Raw genomic sequence first — 20,373 nt, 5'->3', positions numbered from 1 at the left:
AAATATTGGCGCAAAACGACATAAAAATGCGTAAATAAGCGCGAAATGATAAATGAAAACTGATTTCATCAACAAGCTTTTCTTACTTTATACTTTGCGCTGAGGTTGCCCGCAAAATGAGTGATTCAACTGAATCTACCAACATCGTTAAAGTTCCCGTGTCTAAACTCAATTTAGGCATGTACGTGACGGCAATAGATAAAAATAATAACTCTGTCTCCATTACCAACCCAGGACAAATAAAGTCCCGTGATGCGATAACAAAGCTCATTAACAACAATATTAAGCTTGTTTGGGTAGATGTTGAGCGATCTTCAGACAGCTGTGGGCTAAAAAAAACTTCCCTTACGGCTAAACCATTAGCCAAAAAAGCCGAAGCCAACCGTACAATAAGGCAACATCAAGCCAGTCTACTGCTAGATGAAGCTAAAGGTTTAATCAAAAAAGTATTATCTGAAACTTTTGAAGGTAAAGCCGTTCAAGTAGAACCATTCGAGCGTGTCGCTGACAAAATGATTGAGTCAGTCATAGATGATGCCGATGCGTTTAAATGTATTTCAGCCCTACGAACTAAAGATGCTTATTTGCTTGAACATTCTATAAACGTGGCCTTTTTAATGGTGACGTTTGGCAAACATCTAGCTTTACCGCTAGACACTTTACGTCAAATGGCTGTAGGTGGAATTTTGCATGATATTGGCAAAATAAAAGTGGATAACAAAATTTTACATAAGCCAGGTAAGCTCACCCCCGAAGAGTTTGAGCATATGAAGCTACATCAAATTTATGCTATCGATATCATGAAAGACACTGTTGGTCTGTCGCAAATTAGTCAAGATGTTTGCCTGATGCATCATGAAAAACTCGATGGCAATGGTTATCCGAAAGGCTTAAAAGGCGATGAAATACCACTGCATGGCAGAATGAGCTGCATTGTTGATATATTTGACGCATTAACCGCAACACGTTGTTATAAAGAAGCCATGAGCCCTGCGGCAGCATTTAAAATATTATTAAGCCTGACACCATTCCACCTCGATCAAAAGTTAGTATACGAGTTTATTCGCTGCATTGGAGTGTATCCTGTTGGCTCATTGGTATTATTATCTGACGAACGAGTTGGAATTGTCTGGGAAGCAAAAGATAGAGACGTGCTACATCCAATAGTGAAGTGTTTCTATTCACAAAAACATAAACGTTACACAGATGTCACCATGGTTGATTTATTAAAATCTGACGTAAATATTGAGCGTGGTATCTCTCCCAGCAGTTTAGATGTTGACCCTTCACCGTTTTATTAACAATAAAAACATCTTCACAATAAAGCCGCTAAGTTAAGTCAGCGCATATGAGTTGAGCCAGATAAGTTGTAAAAAACAAGATCTGGCTCGCCATTAATTCACTCTGGTAAAACCTCGCTAAACAAGCAAAAATAACTCCACCAGCCCACACACAGATTTGTCTATGAAACTCATCACGTCAATTTTATTTATTGTTGTCTCGCTTGCGCTACTTATTCCAGGGGTTACACAACCCATATTGACCATAAATGGCACCATAGAAAAAGCAGAGTTAGTCGATGCAGGCTTAGATATGTTGGCTGAAAACCTTTCAGCTGAACCCAACAGCAACGCCCGAAATATGCTTGATATGGCGGTAGCAATGTTTGGCTTTGATGATATTGAAGGTGAAGTGGCGGTATTTCATAAAAGCCGCAGCATTCTTGAAACCATAGAGGAGTTATACCGATCGAGTAATATCTTTGTTGCCGTATTAGTCGGGTTATTTAGTGTAGTTATTCCCACGATTAAATTACTGATCATGTTAGGCGTCAATTTAACCCGAGGTAGGACTAAAACCTATTTAATCAATATTATGCAAGCTATCAGCAAATGGTCAATGGCCGATGTTTTTGTGGTTGCGCTTATTGTGGTGTATATGGCGGGTAATGCATCTGCCGGAATGGGAGACATTCTTGTCACCAGTTCGACCATAGAACCTGGGTTTTACTTCTTTTTAGGTTATTGTGTATTTTCAATTATTAGCCAAGCATTAGTTGATAAGGCCGTTAATCCGCCTCGCCAGAAAACCCTTTATCAGGCTTAATAAGCCCTTATGGCAACTGAAAAGTTATGAGTTAGTAAAAATTGATATTGGCAAACACCACTAAGCCTCTCTAATAATATTGCCCATACAGTATCAATTAGAGGTCAACATGGCACAGTTTTGGTTATCACGCCGATTTAAAATTATGGCAATTATTACCCTTTGCCTGATTGCTGTCATTGCATCGATTCAAACCACTGGCTTAACCCGTGCCTTAATTGAGCTACTGGCATTTGGTGCGTTAATCTGGCTGGCGTTAGCGAAACCCGATATTCCTCCGCACGAATAAGCCTTATCACACGAATTAGCCTTATCAATAGTTATGATTTATTGAAACGTCACAATAAACCACAAAGACACCCCGCCAATGGCCACCCAAAGTAATACCCCAAGTAATAGTGGTTTAGGGCCATTTGCGCGCATTTTCTTCACGGTAATAGCGGCGCCGATTAAAAATAAGCACAATACCAATACCTGCTTAGACACCTCAAACAGCACCTCATAAACAGGCTGACCTTGGGGAATAAAGTAGGCCACCAAAATAGCGACACAATAAAACACAATAAATAACGGGATAGAAACTTTACTTTTATCACCGCCAAAAGCAACTGCACTCAATAACGCCACCGGAATAATCCATAACGCTCTAGCCAACTTCACTGTGGTGGCGGTTTTCAATGCTTCATCACCATAAGCTCCAGCCGCCCCAACGACCGATGAGGTGTCATGAATGGCAATAGCGCTCCATACGCCAAAATCATATTGCGATAACTGTAATGCATGTCCAATGGTGGGAAACACAAACAAGGCCACCGAATTCAATAAAAATATACAAGCTAACGACACCGCAATTTGATCGTTTTTAGCATTAATTGCTGGGGCAACCGCGGCAATGGCACTGCCTCCGCAAATCGCCGTACCACAACTAATTAAATGGCCCGTTTTATTATCTAAACCAAGAACTTTAGTAAGCCCATAACCCAAAATTAATGTGAAAAAGATGGAGCCAACAATTAACCCTAAATTATGGCTACTTGCCGCAATGGCTTCAGGTAAGTTAATGCCAAACCCTAAGCCTACAATCGAATAGGCCAGCAATTTTTTAGTCCACTTACCTAAGTCGACACTTTTGGGGACTAATCCAATACTGGCAAGGGTAAACCCCATTAACAATGCGATGGGAGATGAGATCAATGGCGTTAGGCAAAATCCACCTAAAATGAAAAATAGCCAGAGTTTATAATTAGAAAAATATGATGGGTTCATTAAGCAAACATAATCGTCATGCAATGGGGCATTGTAACAAGATGCTTAAACAGCGACGATAAAAATTGTCGCTTATTTTATGCCATTTCTAAATAATTCAACTTGTCGTTCAATAAACTGAAACGGATTTTTTTACAGAGTCACACAAGAATACCGCCCGAGTTATTTAACCTATCTTGCTTGTAAAAGGTTAGCTAACACGAGCGGTTTTTTGCTGCTTTCAGCATGACTTAGCGTTGATACAAAGCGTAGTCAGTGCCATCTTTAGCCGTAAAGGCTTTGCAACTTCCTTCTGTAGGTTTGCAGCTTGAGTGTAATAAGCTGATCCATTGCTTGTAAGGTGTTGGCAAATTTTTGATTGGCATTTCTACCTGAATATCTTCAATGTGCGCTAAATCACCTGCGCCCATTGGCCCTTGACGGTCAAAGCAAATCTCAACATGGGTGTCATTATTTTTTAATACCACGGATGTCGGCTCACTTTTATGCCCCGTTAATGCCACAAATTGACAAGGGTTTTGTAAACCACATTGGGTGCCATCTTTTAAACAGACCAACAGGTGAGTGTAGTAAACCACATAGCTAGTGACATCTACATGAGAGCCTGTTGCTAATGGGAATTGCGCATCTAAAAATTCTTTGGCATTAATAGCGCGATCCATTGGATTTGTTGTAGCCACAAATTGCTCACCAATGAAGCGGTTAAGGTTTTGGGTCGCTGTGGTGCTTGCTTGAGTAGACATATTCATAGCCTTATCCTCTTCTTTATTGTCGGTCGTTAAGTTAGGTCGTTATTAAAATGATTTTCAATTAAGCCTTGTTCATAGCTTGATTTTTAGTCTATGCTATTTTTCACAACAATTTCACAATAAAAATTTTACAGTGTGAATTATACAAAATGAGAAATGAAAAAAGCTTGATGAGAAAGACCCATTTTTTGGGAACCAAAATAAGAAACTTGCGTAAACGCAATAACTTAACCATGGAAGACTTGTCAGCTCGTTGCATGCGGGTCGACGCTAGCAACTCGCCCTCGGTGTCATACTTATCCATGATTGAGCGTGGGAAACGGGTGCCAAGTGCCGATATGCTGGCCGTCATTGCGGTGGTTTTTCAAAAAGAAGTTGAATGGTTTCTTGACGATGTGCCAGAAGATCACGCGATTACTCCTGAAAAAGGTAACAAAGGCGGCATTAGCGGCATGCCACTAGAGCCAAGCTTTTTATTTTCTAACGACATTTTACAAATTGCGATTCCTGAAATGCTGTCACAAACCGGCACATCCGGCAGGCAATTTGCCCATTTATTAATTCGCGCCCATCAAGAGCATCATCAAAATCACTTTCCTGATCTTGAACGTGCAGCAGAAGATGTTGGCTTAAAACGCATGCCATTAATGGCTGACGACATGATGTCCATAGCCAGTAGAATGGGGCTGGTTATAAAATGGGTAGACCGTACTCCTCATGAAATTAGAGACGAGTCTGGTGCCAGTTCACGCCAATTAGTGACCTCATTTTTTGAGCCTCCCAGTACTATTTATTTAAATAATTCCCTTAAAAAACGACCTCATAGACTTAAATATGATTTAGCGGTGCACATTGGCCATTGCGTATTACACAACAAAGACGGTTTAAAATCGGTAATGACTTCTGGCCGACTAGAAGACGGTGAAGATAACAGTATTGGCCAATCTAACACGTTAAATGCGCAGGATATTTTACATGCATGGCGTGACTTTGAATCAAGCTTTTTTGCCGGTGCATTACTGTGCCCTAAAGTACCATTCAGGCAATTATTAGACCGTCATGGGTATGAAATTAACGTCCATAAACAACTACAAGTTTCAGCTTCTGTTGCCATGCGCCGAATGACAGTGGTGTCACCTTACCCCCATTGGCACTTTTTTGATGCTTATGCGCCAGGCAAGCTCAAAGCCGTGTACCGTGGCAATGGTATTCCACTGCCGTGGGGTAATATGCGTTTGGTGGAAGACCCTTGTCAGCACTGGGCCGTATTTAGAATGATCAATGAGCCATCTACAGGCACATCAGCACAAATATCAATATTAAATGTCGGTAATCAACCCCGAATTTATTGCTGTGAATCGGTAAAAGTTGAAGACTCAGCGGGTAACCCACATGTGCTATGTGCAGGCATTGACTTAAACCCTGCCATTGATGCCCAAGGCAAAGACTCACAATCTATTGCCAATGATTTAAAACAGGCGTGTGTTTCAGGCGGCGGCTCGATTGCGATTCCAAAACACATTAAACAAGATCTCACCAGTGTGGCAAAAATCCTTAATATTAATTGGATTGAGCGAGGCATTAAAAATGATGCACGATTAATTTGTTCACGCGGGGCGGTGTGCCCAAGGCAACCCAGTTGTTACGCCGCAGGCAAAAATTTATGTGAAGAAAGCTAATTATTCATCCAACCATGGCTTATATTTATTAGCCATGGTTGGGTGTTACTCAATTACCTACCATTGTGAATACGGCAGTTTCATTAAAGAGGAATTATAATACTTGGCGTCACCAGTGACTTCTGATGCTATCCAATGAGGTAAATTAACCGTTTGCTGTTCTGATTTTAGCTCTAACTCGGCCACAATAAGCCCTTGGTTTTCACCGTAAAACTCATCTACCTCAAACACTTGTTTTTCAAATTCAACTAAATATCGTGTTTTATCTATCATCCCCGGCTCACATAACGCTAATAGCTGTTTAGCCTCGGCAAGACTAATTGGTTTTTCCCACTCAAAGCGAGACAAACCAGCAGCATTACTTATCCCTTTGATAGTTAAAAAACCTTCATCACCCATTATTCTTACTCGAACAGTACGTGATTTATCTGAATTTAAATAACCTTGAGTAATCCGCGTAGCTTTATGAGCCAGACTTTTAAATTCATCACCGGTTACTAAATATTTTCGTTCAATTTCAACAGACATAAATATCAAACCTTGCAATATTAAAGGGGGGAAGAAAGTATTTTTAGCTATTAATGATTTTGCTGTGTGTCATATAAATAAGCCATTTTAGCGGCAAAATTACCTTGATTTAAAAAGCCAGTCTAATTCACTAAAAAACCACTGTTGCAACACTTGCTGTTGCTGAATATTTTCTGACTTAATAAACGGGCAGTCAGTTTTAAAAGCCTCGCGTAACAACACTAATTGTTCCTCATGCCACTCGGGATGAAACTGCACACCTAATACATTTTTACCTCGATAAAGTTGTTGTGGGCAAGCAGGAGAATGAGCTTCTATTGTTAAGCTATGGTTTTCTATTGCAGATAACGAGAATTGAAAACCTTGTTCATGCCACTGGGGTACGCTCATTGCTCGTTTATCGCTAAACTGGATAATTTGCCAATTCATTTCTGCTTCAGGTAATTCATAAATTTCAGCACCTAATGCTTTAGCCACCAGTTGAGCCCCTAAACAAATTGCCAATATCGGTTTTTGTAGCGCTAAAGCCTGTTGAATATAACTCTGCTCATGGCGCATCCACAGTGGATTATCATCCACATTCATTGGCCCACCCAAGATAATAATTCCATCAAACCTACTATTAAATTGGCGCTTATGAGTAAACCAGTCTGGAGCCAAACAGGGGTGCAACACCACATTTCTGTCATTTGCCCATTGGCTAATACGCCCAGCACCTTCAGATTTATGATGTTGAAAAACAATAATATTCATAATTTATATCACAACTTTTTCGACGTATTTATGAGTTAACTTTCAATTTACCTAAGTATCAAAATATTTATTGAAGCTCATTCAATTCTAAATAAATTTGCGAAACCTTTGTTGTTTCATTGTTTTTAAACTGCGACTGAATTTGCTGAACCTCTGTATATAAATGGTTTTTGAGTGGAAACTGATAATATTCAGATAAAGCTTGTTTTACGCCAGTTAACTTCAAAATATGGTCGGCATCAGGTCGGTGAGTCAATTTTTTAACTAAAAACTGCGTGCGATCTGAGGCGCTATTATTAACAGTAAAATAATGAGTAGTACTTCGAGTGTCTTCTACTTCGGTCAAACTTAATGGACTAAAAACCAATACTTTTTCTAGCTTTATTTTTTTCTTAGCCCAACGCAAGTGACCTCCCCGCTCAAAGTGCCCCTCAAATACATCAACGGTTAATTCATCAATAGCATGCTTTGCTGTTGGGCTAAGCCTTGCAAGATCAAAATGTTGCGGCACTATAGTCCAAACAGAGTCACTATGCTCTTGAGCCATTTGGGTAATCATTTGCTGCTGAATATGCTTTTGATTAAAGCTCAGTTGAACAATAACCTGTGCATTATGGGGCGTGTGAAACATGGGGAGATGAGAGGCAAAAAGTGCAGATTCATTGCCAAAAAGTAACATCCCATGTAAACCCATACTGGGAGCAAGAATAGAATCAGAATCATGTTGATGTTTTGGGGTCGCAGCTAATAGACTGTAACTGAAGGTCAAAAAAATAAAAAATGTAATATAAGACAACGGATTAAAAACTTTCACTATAGGCTCCTACCTGAATAATTAACAGATGGGGCCGTCCCCGTTGAGTATCAATCACATAAAGCCATTGCTGAGGTCGTCCTCAACCTCGCATATTACCTAATCACGCTAAAGATTAACAGTATGTTACCACTGAAGAATTCCACCAGCAGTTTTTTACATTCCTATAAATACCTCCTACAATTAATGCACTAATGCTGCTGACACTAACCCGTAAACCAAGACCAGTAAAATAACTGACAAATGTTAAGTTAGTAGGATCTCACCCATCAAAAGCGATGTGGGATGCGACTCATCAGTCTTTATAATTATTCGATATTCAACCCAAACATGATATTAGCTTCATGTTTTGTGTGATTTTTTACAAATATACAGCCTGAAATATTAATGGCGCATAAACCAAATATTGGCTTGGCCATCATTTTCACCCCATATTTAAATCTGACAGCATTAAAGTAGGCATTGACTCAATATGAATCGTTTTTGTAAGTATTTACTGGCAGCACTGCCTGTTTTAATTGTATGCCAAGTTAACGCAACCTCGTTTACCGACCCCATTGATGGCAAATTTGACATGGGTGATTACTTAGCCGAAAACGCCTATGGATTTTTACCCGTACCAATACTGTTAACTGAACCTGCTTTAGGCGTTGGTGGTGGTGTTGCTGGAGTATTTTTGCATGAATCTGAAGCAGAAAAGCAACACAGAAAACAACTAGCCATGGAAAGTTTAGACGGTGGAGCATCACTTATTACACCGGCTATCACCATCGTGGGTGGCGGTGGAACTGAAAATGGTACTTGGTTTGGTTTTGGTGCGCATAGACATTCATTTTTACAAGACCGAATTCGTTATATCGGTCTATTGGCATACGGTAATGCTGAACTCGAAATTTATAATGATTTAGGCGGATTGCTGCCTCCAAATAGAGCCCTGAGTTTCGACACCACAACTCAGGGGTTACTCGAAATGCAAAAGTTGCAATTTCGTGTGGCTGATACCAAACTGTTTTTAGGTATAAAACAGCAATACAGTCAATCAACCGTATCTTCATCTAACCCGGTTATCGATAAACTATTATCCACTTTAATTGGCTCTGAATCAGCCATGTCTGGGTTAGGTATTAATGCAGAGTACGACACTAGGAATAATATTTTCTTCCCCAATAAAGGGTTTATTGTAGAAGCAGAATATATGGCGTTTCGTGATAGCTTTGGCAGTGACTATAATTATGATACCGCAACCCTGAGTGGTGAAGTCTATGTGCCGCTGAACAAAAAATGGACCTGGGCTTTTGCAGGTGACTACCAATACTTTAATTCTGATACCACAGGTTTACCACCGACACTTAAACCTTATGTTAACTTAAGAGGTGTGGCGGCGTATCGTTACCAAGGGGATAACGTGATTGCAGCTCAAACTCAGCTGATGTATCACATTGATAACCGTTGGACGGTTTCTGGCTTTTATGGGGTTGGTCGCACATCTGAAGATGCATTTGCCAGCCAAGATAAAAGCACTGATACAATAGATGCTTATGGCGTAGGCTTCAGGTATAGCATTGCTAGACGTTATGGGTTACAAATGGGAGTGGATATTGCCTTTAGCGGTGACGATAGTGCAATATACTTTCAAACTGGTATAGGTTTTTAACCGAATAACTCAAAAGGATAAGGACAATGAGAAATGGGATTTCGTATAAATAGAAAAGTGGCTCTACTTTTTTTATTTATGTTCACTAGTTCATTTTGGCTGGTAGGCAAGGCAGATAACTACCTTGCTCACTTTCTATTGAATCGTGATGCCACCATTTTAATGGACAAGCTATTACTGAATATTAACACCACCATTGATACCCTCTCCTCGTTAGAGCCCGTAGAAGCGGGCTTTGAATGTGACACGGATAGAATTGCAGAACTTCGCCAAATTGTCTACGATACCAACAGCTTAAGATGGCTTGGTATCACCGAAGATATATTCATTCGTTGCCAATCAATGCATGTAGAACGCCCTGGCTTTTTCATGATTCACCATCTTTTAAAAGATCGCCCAAATTTTTCTCTGACCATTTCAAATCCTGATCTCAAAGGCCGTGAAGAATTGTCGATTAGACGCTATTTAGGGCAATTCACCTATTCAGCCAGTTTAACTGAACTAAACGTAAAGTCGTATTTACCCATTAATTGTGAAAACTGTTATAGCTATCAAATCAACATTATCACTGAGCCTGTGATCAAGTATGAATCCGGTGAATTTACCGGCAAAGAAATGATAGCAGAAACAGCCATGCTAGCTAATGGCACACTTAACCTTGAATTTATCATTAAAGGTAATCAAGAGTTTCTCAATGAATATCTGAATTTAGATATGACCGCACAACTCCTCATCAGCCTTTTTCTTGCGTCAATTTTCAGTGTCATGCTACACAACTACAGTACCGGACACGCCTCTTTTAGGACCAATATATTAAGAGCCATCAAACGGAAACAGTTTATTCCTTATTATCAGCCTATTGTTAACTCTGAAACGAATAAAATTATTGGCTGTGAAATATTAATGAGATGGAATAATGATGAGGGTAATTTAATTCCACCCTATAAATTTATTCCTTATGCTGAAGAAAGTAATCTTATTTTACCCATGACTGATTGCATGTTAGAGCATGTATTTTCTGATATTAAAAAGATTGAACACCTCAAAGATAAGATTTTCTTTAGTATAAATATCGTTCCAGACCACCTATTTTCAGCTAAATTTTATAAGCAAATGAAGTCTCATATCATTGATAAAAAAGCGTTGTTTGGTAACCAAATTGCCATGGAGATTACAGAAAGAAAGCCCATAAAAGAACTTGATCTCACTCGCAGCCAATTAGAATTTTTTTATGACTTAGGAATTTCATCAAAGCTTGATGATGCTGGTACCGGTTATGGCGGCTTTAGTTATATTGAAAAGTTAGGTATTTCATCATTAAAAATTGACAAGATGTTTATCGACTCTATAGGCGCTAAAGATAGCTTCAACGTGAATACCATTGATGCCATTATCGCTTATGCAAAAGCCTCTAAACTGGAAATAATTGCTGAAGGAGTTGAAAGCCTTGAGCAGGTCGAATACTTGCAAGCTAAAGGGGTTAACATCATTCAGGGATATTATTTTTACAAACCCCTATCAAGCGAAGAGTTTATCGCCGCATTGCAATCAGCTAACACCACAACAAAAAAACCTGTTACCAAAAAACGGGTGACCAAAAAACGCATTTTTTCAAAACGATTTAAAATAAAGCCGATAAAAATAAAGTAAGCCTTTAATCTGTTAAGGCTTACTGACCGTTAAAATTCACCCATTTGCTTGCTCAAAATAAGACAAGCAATCAGGTGATAGTTGACGTTATAGATTATTAATATCGACTTGTAATGACTTAAGATGCGCCACTATTTTCTCATCAACATTAGTGCTTTGTCTTCCCCCTAAGTGTTTAGCAAAAAAACGCTCCATAGCCACAATATATGCCAACTTGTTATCTCGCTTTACAAAACCATGGCCTTCATCTTTTGCCAAAATATACTCTACTGGTAACGACTGGCTGTGCATCTTTTTAGCCATATTGTCTGATTCTTGTTGTGGTACTCGAGGGTCATTTGCACCTTGAACCAATAATACCGGTGCTTTAATTCTATCGACATAATTAATCGGTGAGCGTGCTTCAATATCAGATCGTTGCTCCGGAATTTCAATATCTCCAACACCGTCAATCCAGTCTCCCATATACGGGCGCCAATAAGGCGGGAAAGACTCCATTAAACTAATAAGGCTAGATGGCCCAACATATGAAATCACCGCTTTATATAAATCAGGAGTAAATGTTGCGCCAGCCAATGCAGCATACCCACCGTATGAGCCCCCCATAATACCCAAGCGTTTTGGGTCTGCGATACCTTGTCTAATCAAGTATTCAACGCCATCCGTTAAATCGTGCTGCATAGAACCTGTGCCCCAGTTCTTATTAGCCAGCTTAATAAATTGCTTGCCAAAGCCCGTTGATGCACGAAAGTTAGGTTGTAATACCGCATACCCTCGGTTAGCTAAAAACTGCGCAACACTATTAAAGTAGCCTGAATCTAACGTCCAATAGTCTCTTGCCCATGGCCCACCATGAGGCAAGATGATTGTTGGCAAGTTACTTTGCTGCTGCTTTGGTAAGGTTAAATAAGCCTGAATTATCACACCATCTCGGGCTTGGTAATGTGCAACGTGTCTTTTTGATAAACGATCTGCTGATATTTTAGGGGCGATTTTTAGCAGCAGTTTCGCCTCACCGGTTTGGGTATTAAATTGGTAATGACGGGTACTTTCAACATCACTGGCCACCGTTAAGTGCCATAAACCTGATTGTTGATTAGTCTCTTTTATATGTACTTCAACCTCTTCACCAAATATTGACTGGATTTGTTGCCACGGTTTAGCAAACTCTGCTGAAAGCGGATAAGTTCTTAATCGTCCTCCATAATAAGATACTGCAATAGGTTCACCTTGTTGATTAAATTTTACATTATAAATATTAGCTTCATCTTCAGGGTCAGCATGAACTTCAGTAATGGTTTTATCTCGAAGACTCAAGGCCAATAATGCCGTTTTATCACGCCCTTGCGCATTCGAGCTGATATAGGCCAATTGTTTTTTGCTGTTATAGTTCAGAATATCAATGGTCGAATTAGGCTCAGATTGCTGCATCAGTTCCCATTGACCATCAATATAGGCAAATAGGCTCTCAGTATTATCAAGCGGGGCACTGACACCTAACACTAATTGCCCGTTTTCATTAAAAATTGCATCGGTAAATGCTTGAGTATTTTTATGTACTAACTGTAATTCACCTGTTTTTAAATTTAAATTATAAAAGTCAGAACGCGATGGTTCATCATGATTCGCCTTAATATTCAATAACTCGGGGTTCGCACTAGCCTGACCTTTCAAACGGTATTTAACATTAGGGTTGTGGGTTAATTGCACCACCTGTGGTTGCAATTCATTTGCTTGATTAAATAGGCTTAACTGAAAAATTTGATACTGTTCATTGCCCCCTTTGTCTTGACTAAAAAACAAGCGGTTATCATTATTAGACCAAATAAAACTCAGTACGGGGTCGGCAAAAGTTGTTACCGCAACCGCCTGTTCTATAGGGGCGCCAGCCTTAAGTAAATAAATATTATTAACGCCTAGATACTCTTTACGAAATGCAAGCCACTTGCCATCAAATGAACTTTGAACACTTGATACCTTATCTACATCAAAAAACTTCTCCATCTCAATAAGAGGAGCTTGATTAAGTGGTTCATTAATCTTAATTGGAGTCGGCACCGAGTCCTGTGAAGTCACCTGACTGCATCCCATCAGCAACAAGACAAAAACACTGTTCAAGGTAAATAAGCTTATTTTTTTCTGTAAATACATCATAAAGCCTCACTGTTCCATCACTTGCAGGTCATTTTTCAACCTAACTTATAAACATAGTTACACAACATTTAATTATTGTAAAACGATAATTTTATATTGTTTTGCTTTAATGCCATGTGTGCTAATATCAATTTATAGATTAACAGGCGTTAAATAGAGGGGATGAAAGTGAATAGAAAACAGTTGAGTCAACTTTGTGGCTATTTAAGGTGGGCAAGCATACTGACCGCCATGCTCGTATTAGGCTATTGGGGTTATTATTATTTTGCTCATAATGAAATTCGTTTTGTCCAACAAGCTCTGTTTAGCGATTTATGGAATCACCCAAACACCAACAACACCGCGCTTTGGTTTATTATTTCACCCAGCATAATATGTATGCTGTTGTTGACTTTCTGGCTACAAAAATTACTTGGAATATTTCAGTCGGGTCATTTTTTTAGCAAGGATAGTCTTAACTGTTATCTATGGTTAGTTTGGACAAATGCAGCAAGCATCATTCTTGGAGTAATGACAGATTATGCAATTAAAACCTACCACAAAGACTTTTTTGCAACGGGTGATCACATAGAGATATTGATAGATTTTAGCAACATACTCACCATGTTATTATTGTTGCTCATTGCCCATTTACTTAAAACGGCCAAAGACGTTGAAGATGAAAATAAAGAGTTTATTTAGCCATGGAAATAATTGTTAATTTAGACGTCATGATGGCAAAACGAAAAGTCAGCTCAAAAGAGCTGGCCAGTGCAATTGGCATTACAGAGGCTAATTTATCCTTATTAAAAAGAGGAAAAGTCAAAGGAGTAAGGTTTGATACCCTTGCTAAAATTTGTACTTATTTAGACTGCCAGCCCGGCGATATTTTAGAGCACCGCCCTCAATAGCTATCAACCTAGCCCAAAAACCTAAAAAGAAGCCTAATAAAAAATACCGATAAAAAAGGCCAGAATAATCTGGCCTTTAATCAATAGCTTATCTAACTACCTCATGGTAACAAACTCTTCAGCCCCTGTAGGGTGAATCGCGACAACAGCATCAAACTGCGCTTTAGTGGCGCCCATTTTCATTGCTACGCCAAAGCCTTGTAATATTTCGTCCATGCCAAAGCCAATGCCATGAATACCCACAACCACCTCATCATCACCAGCACAAACTAGTTTCATTTTACAAGCTTGACGATGTGCCGTTACTGCCGTGTACATAGAGGTAAATGTTGAGGTATAGACTTTTACCTTATCTTCACCATATTGCTCAATGGCTTCTGGTTCAGTTAAGCCCATGGTGCCAATTGCAGGATGGCTGAATACCACCGTAGGAATGAGTGAATAATCCATTTTTGCGTCAGGCATATTGCCAAATAAGCGTTCTGACAATAAACGTCCGGCTTTAACTGCAACGGGAGTGAGTTCTACACCTCCTTTCATAATATCACCTACACAGTAAATACCTTTTGCGGTGGTATTTTGCTGTTCATCGGTGATCACATAGCCTTTTTCATCTAGCTGAACATCGGTATTTTCAAGGCCAATATTACCTGTAGCAGGTGAGCGTCCAATGGCCCAAATTACTGTATCAACTTCAAGGCTATTACCGTTTTCAAGCTCAAGCGTTAAACTGCCATCGGCATTTTTAACCACTTGTTTGGGCGTACTATGTGTGTGCAATGTTGGCCCGTCTGTTGCCATTGCTTCCACTAATGCGTCAGTGAGAATTGGGTCAAAATTACGCAGTGGTGCATGCTTGCGGACTAATAAATGTGTTTCACTGCCTAGCCCATGTAATACGCCCGCCAATTCAACCGCAATATAACCCGCACCTACAACGGCTACGCGTTTTGGTTGCTCACGCAAGGCAAAGAAGCCATTTGAGTCGATGCCATATTCAGCCCCCGGTATATTAGGAATAGTTGGAGAACCACCGGTTGCAATTAAAATATGCTCCGCGGTATATTGCTCGCCATTCACCTCAATCGTGTTGCTATTAACAAACTTACCGTAGCCATTCACTAAGGTCACTTTGTTGTTGGCAAAACCGCGACCATAAGCATCATGAATACGGCCAATGTAAGCTTCACGACTGTCAACTAAGGTGTTCCAGTCGAACTTATTTACCGTGACATCAAAACCATAGTCTTTAGCGTAAAGGTTCATTGATTCAGCAATATGAGCACCATACCACATGACTTTTTTAGGAACACAACCCACGTTGACACACGTGCCACCAACGTGCTGAGCTTCAATTACTAATACTTTTGCACCGCGCATTGCGGCACGGTTTGCTGAGGCAATGCCGCCACTTCCCGCACCCAGTGCGATATAGTCAAAATGTTGAGCCATGATCTTCTCCCTTCATTGAATGCAACCATTGTAGGGATGAATCTTATCGGATACTAGAGGAGAAAAGCCTTTGATGGCGAAATGTTGGCCGACCGCAACGGATTTTGAACAATGATAAAAACATCATTATTTAACGCTTATATTGGCATCTGTCATGATCGCCCTGAGACGGTCCATCTGTATCACATTTGAGGCATTTCCACTCTGACATTCTGGCAGAAAGCTCTTCTTCAACATGTGTTTGGTGCCTTTGATTATCTCTGAGTTGACTTAGCAAGTGCCTAGTACGCTGATGCAACCAGCGACAACTTGGGTCATCTGCAAGCTTATTTTTGCTGATGTTTTTAGTCGACTTCAGAGATTTAGCTTTATACGGCTTGCGTTGAGGTTTAATAATCACAGCCGCTTCATTGGCTTGATATTCCAATGCCATTGCAGGTGTTCTAATTGCAATAGGGTTTCCCTGATCATCCAACACTTCGTCATGCCCAAGTTGGCTAGATTGACGTTGATGATTATCTTGCCCAGAAGAGTTTGAAGCTTTTTTATTAGCTTGAGAACGTGTGAGTGAAGACCAATCATCTGTCGCAAATACAGTAGAAAAGACCAAGCTAGTTAACAGTAGCGTTACGCCAGAAATGGCAAAATATGAGTAATTAAACATATTGCTTCCTTACCATTGAAAAAGCACAACCATCCTGTTGTGCCATCTTTTTGTACTCTAGTGTTTTAACATTTATGTAGAACTGGCAATAGCCTTTCGCTTAGGTTTATCTATACATAAAATGGGCTAATTGCGGCCCTTAAAGTGTAAACAACTGATAATAAGATATTAAAACTGCCAATTGATAAATACACCCGCATAGGTTTGGTCTAAATCATCTTCAAATTGCTCGTTTTTTGCTTGCTGTTTTATATCATCCAGCGCAATAGAATGATTAACATGCGCCATAGCATAAATATTGTCAGTAAATTGATAACCCAGCTCTAGACCAAATTGAAAGTGATTCGCACCATTGTGTTCTTCAGTAACATAATTAAAATCAAACCCTTGTAGTACATAAGGTGTCACAGTAAATGTGTCGGTAATTTCCCAAGGGCTATGTAAACTGACTTCTATAAAATAACCTGCCGCTTCTGTAGAATAGGTATAACTGATTGCAGGAATTAACCATTCAACACCGCTATAAGTCAGAGTGCTGAATAATTCATTATCAGATGCTCTTTCAGCACCATAAAACTCCAGTCGCTGATAACCAAAGGTAGCTTCAAAGTTCTCAGCAAAATTAACTGCGTATTCAACGCCAAAATTCCATTCTATATAATGACTTTGATCGCCTCGGCCCAACACAGCATAAATGATCAGATTGTCTTGATTGATGCTGGCCATTGCCCAAGCAATACCACCGTCATCTAAATTGTTCCGCCCTTCAGAGATATATTGGCTATCCCAAGCTAAATCGAGTGAAAAATCTATTTCAGATTGCGCCTGTGCTGTAAAAGAGAGTAAGCCACTACCTCCTAAGATACAAAGTAACCCTATATAATTGTAAGTTAATTTCGTGACCAACTTTTGCATAATGAGCTGACTCTAGTTATTCATTAAATATGGCAGCATATTAGCAACAAAGCCGTAAAGAGTAATGATAATGAGTTGCATTTGAGATCTGGTTATCAATAATTGTAAAAACAAATTATTTGTCATTGTTTTTCGCAAAACACATCACTTTTTTCGATAAATTTAGAGTTGTTGATGCCCTCTTACCCGGTAAACGTTGAGGTGTTGTGACTTGAATTTTTAACACTTTGCCCTCATAAAGAATAGATACGCTTATTCTTCGAGGAAACAACATGAGCAACCCTTTGCAACAAGGCACCGAACTCCCGCTTTTTTCACACATCAAGCCTGAACATATTAAGCCTGCAGTAGAGCAAGCTATTGATAAGTGTCGCCAAACGATAGAAGATCTCCTTGCGGCAAACAGCCAGTATTCATGGGACAACCTCATAGCCCCTCTAGAAGAAGTTGACGATGAACTCAGCAAAATTTGGTCGCCGGTTTCTCATATGAACTCAGTTGTCAGCAATGATGAGTGGCGTGAAGCTCATGACGCTTGTCTGCCATTATTATCTGACTATGGCACTTTTGTTGGTCAACATCAGGGCTTATATGAAGCGTATAAATCAATTCATCAGTCAGCCGAGTTTGCTTCATTAACCCAAGCCCAGAAAATGTTAATTGAGCAAAGCCTACGTGATTTTGAACTATCAGGTATTGGCTTAGATGACGCCCAAAAAGGCCGTTATGGCGAAATTGTTAAACGTTTATCAGAACTCACCAGCAACTTCTCCAATCAATTATTAGATGCTACTCAAGCCTGGACTAAATTAATCACTGATGAAGCTGATTTAGTGGGGTTACCTGATTCAGCTGTTGCAGCGGCTAAAGCGATGGCGGAAGCCACTGAACAACAAGGTTGGCTATTTACCTTAGATTTTCCATCTTACTTGCCGGTAATGACTTACAGTGACAAACGCGAGCTGCGTGAAGAATGCTACCGCGCTTTTGTGACTCGAGCATCAGACCAAGGCCCGAATGCTGGCGAGTTTGATAATAGTGAAAACATGAATGAAATTGTTGCCTTACGTCATGAATTGGCAAACTTACTCGGGTTTGAAAGTTATGCCCATAAATCTTTAGCCACCAAAATGGCTGAGTCACCAGAACAAGTACTGGGCTTTTTAAATGAGTTAGGCCAACGCTCTAAAAAACAAGCTGAAACTGAACTTGCCGAGTTAAAAGCCTTTGCCAAACAGCACTATAACGTTGAAGAAATGGCATCATGGGACTTAAGCTATTACGCTGAAAAGCTGCAACAGCATAAGTATGAGATTTCACAAGAAATTCTGCGTCCTTACTTCCCAGAAGATAAAGTGCTTTCAGGACTATTTTTCACGGTAAATAAGCTATTTGGTCTTAATATTAAAGAAGAAAAAGACTTCGACACATGGCACAAAGACGTACGCTTCTTCCATATTTATGATGCTGAAAACACTCATAGAGGAAGTTTCTATTTAGATTTATACGCTCGCACAGGTAAGCGAGGTGGCGCCTGGATGGACGATTGTCGCGGCCGTCGTGTCACCTCTAATGGGTTACAAAAGCCAGTGGCTTATTTAACTTGTAACTTCAACAGCCCTGTTGACGGTAAACCGGCATTATTTACCCATGATGAAGTCACTACCTTATTCCATGAATTTGGTCATGGTATTCATCATATGCTAACAAAAGTAGACGTTGGCGGTGTATCGGGTATCAATGGCGTACCTTGGGATGCGGTAGAGTTACCGAGCCAATTTATGGAAAACTGGTGTTGGCAAGAAGAGGCCTTAGCCGAAATTTCAGGTCACTTTGAAACAGGCGAGCCTTTACCTAAAGCACTATTAGATAAGATGCTAGCAGCTAAAAACTTCCAGTCAGGCATGATGATGTTGCGTCAACTCGAGTTCTCATTATTCGACTTTAGAATGCACCACGAGTTTGACCCAGCGAAAGGCGCTAATGTACAAGGCATTTTAGATGAAGTGCGCAGCCAAATTGCTGTATTAACTCCACCAAGTTTTAACCGTTTCCAACATGGCTTTGCCCACATATTTGCTGGAGGTTATGCCGCAGGATATTACAGCTATAAATGGGCCGAAGTGCTTTCAGCTGATGCGTTTTCTCGTTTTGAAGACGAAGGTATCTTTAACCCTGAAACAGGTAAAAGTTTCCTCAATAATGTACTTGAAATGGGCGGCAGTGAAGAGCCAATGACACTGTTCAAACGCTTTATGGGTCGCGAGCCCAACATTGATGCATTATTACGTCATAGCGGTATTGCCGCGTAAAACACACTCCAATAAAAAAGCCGACAATCATGTCGGCTTTTTTATGTTATTTTGGCGTCGTTAATCTCACATAAGTGAATAACTTAAGCCAACTTCAAGTCATGCTGTTGGCGATACAACACCATATCTTCAATGGTTAACACCGGCATATTGTGCTTTAAACCAAAGGCGATAATTTCTGGCGTTTTAGCCATTGTGCCGTCTTCGTTGGTTAACTCACACAGCACACCTGCGGGGGCTAAACCAGCCATTTGCATTAAATCAACGGTTCCCTCAGTGTGGCCACGGCGAGATAATACTCCACCGGCACGGGCACGAAGCGGAAACACATGACCCGGTCTTGCTAAATCACTAGGTTTTGCGTCAGTCGCAATAGCGGTTTTAATGGTAGTCACACGATCTGCTGCCGACACGCCTGTGGTCACGCCTTCTTTTGCTTCAATAGAAACAGTAAAGGCGGTTTGATTAGCGCTATTGTTGTCGGCAACCATTGGCGGCAATGCTAACTTAGTCGCTTGAGCATCGGTTAAACATAAGCAAACAATTCCGCTGCATTCGCGGATCATTAATGCCATTTGTTGTGAGGTAAGGTGTTGCGCAGAATAAATAATATCGCCTTCGTTCTCACGATCTTCATCGTCAAGCAACAAAACACCGTGGCCTTGCTTTAAGGCGGTTAAGGCTTTTTCTACACGTTCGATTGGGTCGCCAAAAGGCGCAAGTAATGATAACTGATCCATGGTTTACTCCTAAAAAATACCAGAATCAGGGCTTTGGAAAGTGGCTT

General features: G+C 40.1%; 19 protein-coding genes. 9 read left to right on the top strand and 10 right to left on the bottom strand.

The window, feature by feature from the left end:
* The first annotated feature begins 116 nt into the window (after positions 1 to 116).
* The 3 genes from L2672_RS08870 (at position 117) to L2672_RS08860 (ending at position 2,395) form a co-directional block, all read left to right on the top strand.
* Positions 117 to 1,301: a cyclic di-GMP phosphodiesterase gene (locus L2672_RS08870; protein WP_248995484.1), complete on the top strand. Its 1,185-nt coding sequence runs from the start codon at positions 117 to 119 to the stop codon at positions 1,299 to 1,301.
* A 163-nt stretch (positions 1,302 to 1,464) separates the two neighbouring features.
* On the top strand, positions 1,465 to 2,106 hold the full coding sequence (locus tag L2672_RS08865; protein WP_248995483.1) for a paraquat-inducible protein A: 642 nt from the start codon (positions 1,465 to 1,467) through the stop codon (positions 2,104 to 2,106).
* Between the two features lie 109 nt (positions 2,107 to 2,215).
* A complete protein-coding gene (locus L2672_RS08860; protein WP_248995482.1) occupies positions 2,216 to 2,395 on the top strand; it encodes a hypothetical protein in 180 nt (59 codons plus the stop codon).
* A 38-nt stretch (positions 2,396 to 2,433) separates the two neighbouring features.
* Here the strand turns inward: L2672_RS08860 and L2672_RS08855 are convergent, their stop codons facing one another.
* Positions 2,434 to 3,372, bottom strand: coding sequence for a YeiH family protein (locus L2672_RS08855; RefSeq protein WP_248995481.1), 939 nt, complete (start codon positions 3,370 to 3,372; stop codon positions 2,434 to 2,436).
* A gap of 230 nt (positions 3,373 to 3,602) precedes the next feature.
* On the bottom strand, positions 3,603 to 4,121 hold the full coding sequence (locus L2672_RS08850) for an aldolase/citrate lyase/malate synthase family protein (protein WP_248995480.1): 519 nt from the start codon (positions 4,119 to 4,121) through the stop codon (positions 3,603 to 3,605).
* Positions 4,122 to 4,270: 149 nt separating this feature from the next.
* Between L2672_RS08850 and L2672_RS08845 the strand changes: the two genes are divergently transcribed.
* The gene (locus tag L2672_RS08845) at positions 4,271 to 5,800 is read left to right on the top strand and encodes a DUF3612 domain-containing protein (protein ID WP_248995479.1); all 1,530 of its coding nucleotides are present in this window, start codon (positions 4,271 to 4,273) and stop codon (positions 5,798 to 5,800) included.
* Positions 5,801 to 5,857: 57 nt separating this feature from the next.
* On the opposite strand, the gene L2672_RS08840 is transcribed toward L2672_RS08845, so the two are convergent.
* The 3 genes from L2672_RS08840 to L2672_RS08830 form a co-directional block, all read right to left on the bottom strand.
* Complete coding sequence (locus tag L2672_RS08840) at positions 5,858 to 6,328, bottom strand: CYTH domain-containing protein (RefSeq protein ID WP_248995478.1); 471 nt, start codon at positions 6,326 to 6,328, stop codon at positions 5,858 to 5,860.
* Between the two features lie 99 nt (positions 6,329 to 6,427).
* Positions 6,428 to 7,081 carry a type 1 glutamine amidotransferase gene (locus L2672_RS08835; RefSeq protein ID WP_248995477.1) on the bottom strand — a complete coding sequence of 218 codons (654 nt, stop codon included), beginning with the start codon at positions 7,079 to 7,081 and terminating at the stop codon, positions 6,428 to 6,430.
* Positions 7,082 to 7,148: 67 nt separating this feature from the next.
* Positions 7,149 to 7,895, bottom strand: a complete 747-nt coding sequence (locus L2672_RS08830; RefSeq protein ID WP_248995476.1) for a hypothetical protein — start codon at positions 7,893 to 7,895, stop codon at positions 7,149 to 7,151.
* 472 nt (positions 7,896 to 8,367) lie between these two features.
* On the opposite strand from L2672_RS08830, the gene L2672_RS08825 reads away from it, so the two are divergent.
* Together L2672_RS08825 and L2672_RS08820 are read left to right on the top strand one after the other, a co-directional pair.
* Positions 8,368 to 9,549 carry a BamA/TamA family outer membrane protein gene (locus L2672_RS08825; protein ID WP_248995475.1) on the top strand — a complete coding sequence of 394 codons (1,182 nt, stop codon included), beginning with the start codon at positions 8,368 to 8,370 and terminating at the stop codon, positions 9,547 to 9,549.
* A gap of 33 nt (positions 9,550 to 9,582) precedes the next feature.
* On the top strand, positions 9,583 to 11,199 hold the full coding sequence (locus L2672_RS08820; protein ID WP_248995474.1) for an EAL domain-containing protein: 1,617 nt from the start codon (positions 9,583 to 9,585) through the stop codon (positions 11,197 to 11,199).
* A gap of 87 nt (positions 11,200 to 11,286) precedes the next feature.
* Here the strand turns inward: L2672_RS08820 and L2672_RS08815 are convergent, their stop codons facing one another.
* A complete protein-coding gene (locus L2672_RS08815) occupies positions 11,287 to 13,257 on the bottom strand; it encodes a S9 family peptidase (protein WP_248995473.1) in 1,971 nt (656 codons plus the stop codon).
* Positions 13,258 to 13,521: 264 nt separating this feature from the next.
* Between L2672_RS08815 and L2672_RS08810 the strand changes: the two genes are divergently transcribed.
* Both L2672_RS08810 and L2672_RS08805 read left to right on the top strand, forming a co-directional pair.
* Positions 13,522 to 14,034, top strand: a complete 513-nt coding sequence (locus L2672_RS08810; protein ID WP_248995472.1) for a DUF2975 domain-containing protein — start codon at positions 13,522 to 13,524, stop codon at positions 14,032 to 14,034.
* Between the two features lie 2 nt (positions 14,035 to 14,036).
* Complete coding sequence (locus tag L2672_RS08805; protein ID WP_248995471.1) at positions 14,037 to 14,243, top strand: helix-turn-helix domain-containing protein; 207 nt, start codon at positions 14,037 to 14,039, stop codon at positions 14,241 to 14,243.
* Between the two features lie 96 nt (positions 14,244 to 14,339).
* Here L2672_RS08805 and gorA read toward each other — a convergent pair whose 3' ends face one another.
* The 3 genes from gorA to L2672_RS08790 all read right to left on the bottom strand — a co-directional run bounded on the left by gorA (position 14,340) and on the right by L2672_RS08790 (position 17,274).
* Entirely contained in the window at positions 14,340 to 15,695 is a 1,356-nt protein-coding gene (gene gorA, locus L2672_RS08800) for a glutathione-disulfide reductase (RefSeq protein WP_248995470.1), read from the bottom strand.
* A 130-nt stretch (positions 15,696 to 15,825) separates the two neighbouring features.
* Positions 15,826 to 16,359: a hypothetical protein gene (locus tag L2672_RS08795; RefSeq protein WP_248995469.1), complete on the bottom strand. Its 534-nt coding sequence runs from the start codon at positions 16,357 to 16,359 to the stop codon at positions 15,826 to 15,828.
* A 168-nt stretch (positions 16,360 to 16,527) separates the two neighbouring features.
* Positions 16,528 to 17,274: a hypothetical protein gene (locus L2672_RS08790; protein WP_248995468.1), complete on the bottom strand. Its 747-nt coding sequence runs from the start codon at positions 17,272 to 17,274 to the stop codon at positions 16,528 to 16,530.
* A gap of 272 nt (positions 17,275 to 17,546) precedes the next feature.
* On the opposite strand from L2672_RS08790, the gene prlC reads away from it, so the two are divergent.
* Positions 17,547 to 19,586 carry an oligopeptidase A gene (gene prlC / locus L2672_RS08785; protein ID WP_248995467.1) on the top strand — a complete coding sequence of 680 codons (2,040 nt, stop codon included), beginning with the start codon at positions 17,547 to 17,549 and terminating at the stop codon, positions 19,584 to 19,586.
* A gap of 83 nt (positions 19,587 to 19,669) precedes the next feature.
* Here the strand turns inward: prlC and ribB are convergent, their stop codons facing one another.
* Positions 19,670 to 20,326 carry a 3,4-dihydroxy-2-butanone-4-phosphate synthase gene (gene ribB, locus L2672_RS08780; RefSeq protein WP_248995466.1) on the bottom strand — a complete coding sequence of 219 codons (657 nt, stop codon included), beginning with the start codon at positions 20,324 to 20,326 and terminating at the stop codon, positions 19,670 to 19,672.
* Between the last annotated feature and the right edge of the window lie 47 nt (positions 20,327 to 20,373).

This window comes from Shewanella gaetbuli, assembly GCF_023284065.1.
In the GTDB taxonomy this organism is placed as follows: domain Bacteria; phylum Pseudomonadota; class Gammaproteobacteria; order Enterobacterales; family Shewanellaceae; genus Shewanella; species Shewanella gaetbuli.
Note: the sequence above shows the minus strand (reverse complement) of the source record. Positions and strands in the feature narration are given on the sequence as shown.

Excerpts from the sequence above, each read along its gene's own strand:
- L2672_RS08870 (WP_248995484.1), top strand. The coding sequence starts at position 117 with ATGAGTGATTCAACTGAATCTACCAACATCGTTAAAGTTCCCGTGTCT.
- L2672_RS08865 (WP_248995483.1), top strand. The coding sequence starts at position 1,465 with ATGAAACTCATCACGTCAATTTTATTTATTGTTGTCTCGCTTGCGCTA.
- L2672_RS08860 (WP_248995482.1), top strand. The coding sequence starts at position 2,216 with ATGGCACAGTTTTGGTTATCACGCCGATTTAAAATTATGGCAATTATT.
- L2672_RS08855 (WP_248995481.1), bottom strand. The coding sequence starts at position 3,372 with ATGAACCCATCATATTTTTCTAATTATAAACTCTGGCTATTTTTCATT.
- L2672_RS08850 (WP_248995480.1), bottom strand. The coding sequence starts at position 4,121 with ATGAATATGTCTACTCAAGCAAGCACCACAGCGACCCAAAACCTTAAC.
- L2672_RS08845 (WP_248995479.1), top strand. The coding sequence starts at position 4,271 with ATGAGAAATGAAAAAAGCTTGATGAGAAAGACCCATTTTTTGGGAACC.
- L2672_RS08840 (WP_248995478.1), bottom strand. The coding sequence starts at position 6,328 with ATGTCTGTTGAAATTGAACGAAAATATTTAGTAACCGGTGATGAATTT.
- L2672_RS08835 (WP_248995477.1), bottom strand. The coding sequence starts at position 7,081 with ATGAATATTATTGTTTTTCAACATCATAAATCTGAAGGTGCTGGGCGT.
- L2672_RS08825 (WP_248995475.1), top strand. The coding sequence starts at position 8,368 with ATGAATCGTTTTTGTAAGTATTTACTGGCAGCACTGCCTGTTTTAATT.
- L2672_RS08820 (WP_248995474.1), top strand. The coding sequence starts at position 9,583 with ATGGGATTTCGTATAAATAGAAAAGTGGCTCTACTTTTTTTATTTATG.
- L2672_RS08805 (WP_248995471.1), top strand. The coding sequence starts at position 14,037 with ATGGAAATAATTGTTAATTTAGACGTCATGATGGCAAAACGAAAAGTC.
- gorA (WP_248995470.1), bottom strand. The coding sequence starts at position 15,695 with ATGGCTCAACATTTTGACTATATCGCACTGGGTGCGGGAAGTGGCGGC.
- L2672_RS08795 (WP_248995469.1), bottom strand. The coding sequence starts at position 16,359 with ATGTTTAATTACTCATATTTTGCCATTTCTGGCGTAACGCTACTGTTA.
- L2672_RS08790 (WP_248995468.1), bottom strand. The coding sequence starts at position 17,274 with ATGCAAAAGTTGGTCACGAAATTAACTTACAATTATATAGGGTTACTT.
- prlC (WP_248995467.1), top strand. The coding sequence starts at position 17,547 with ATGAGCAACCCTTTGCAACAAGGCACCGAACTCCCGCTTTTTTCACAC.
- ribB (WP_248995466.1), bottom strand. The coding sequence starts at position 20,326 with ATGGATCAGTTATCATTACTTGCGCCTTTTGGCGACCCAATCGAACGT.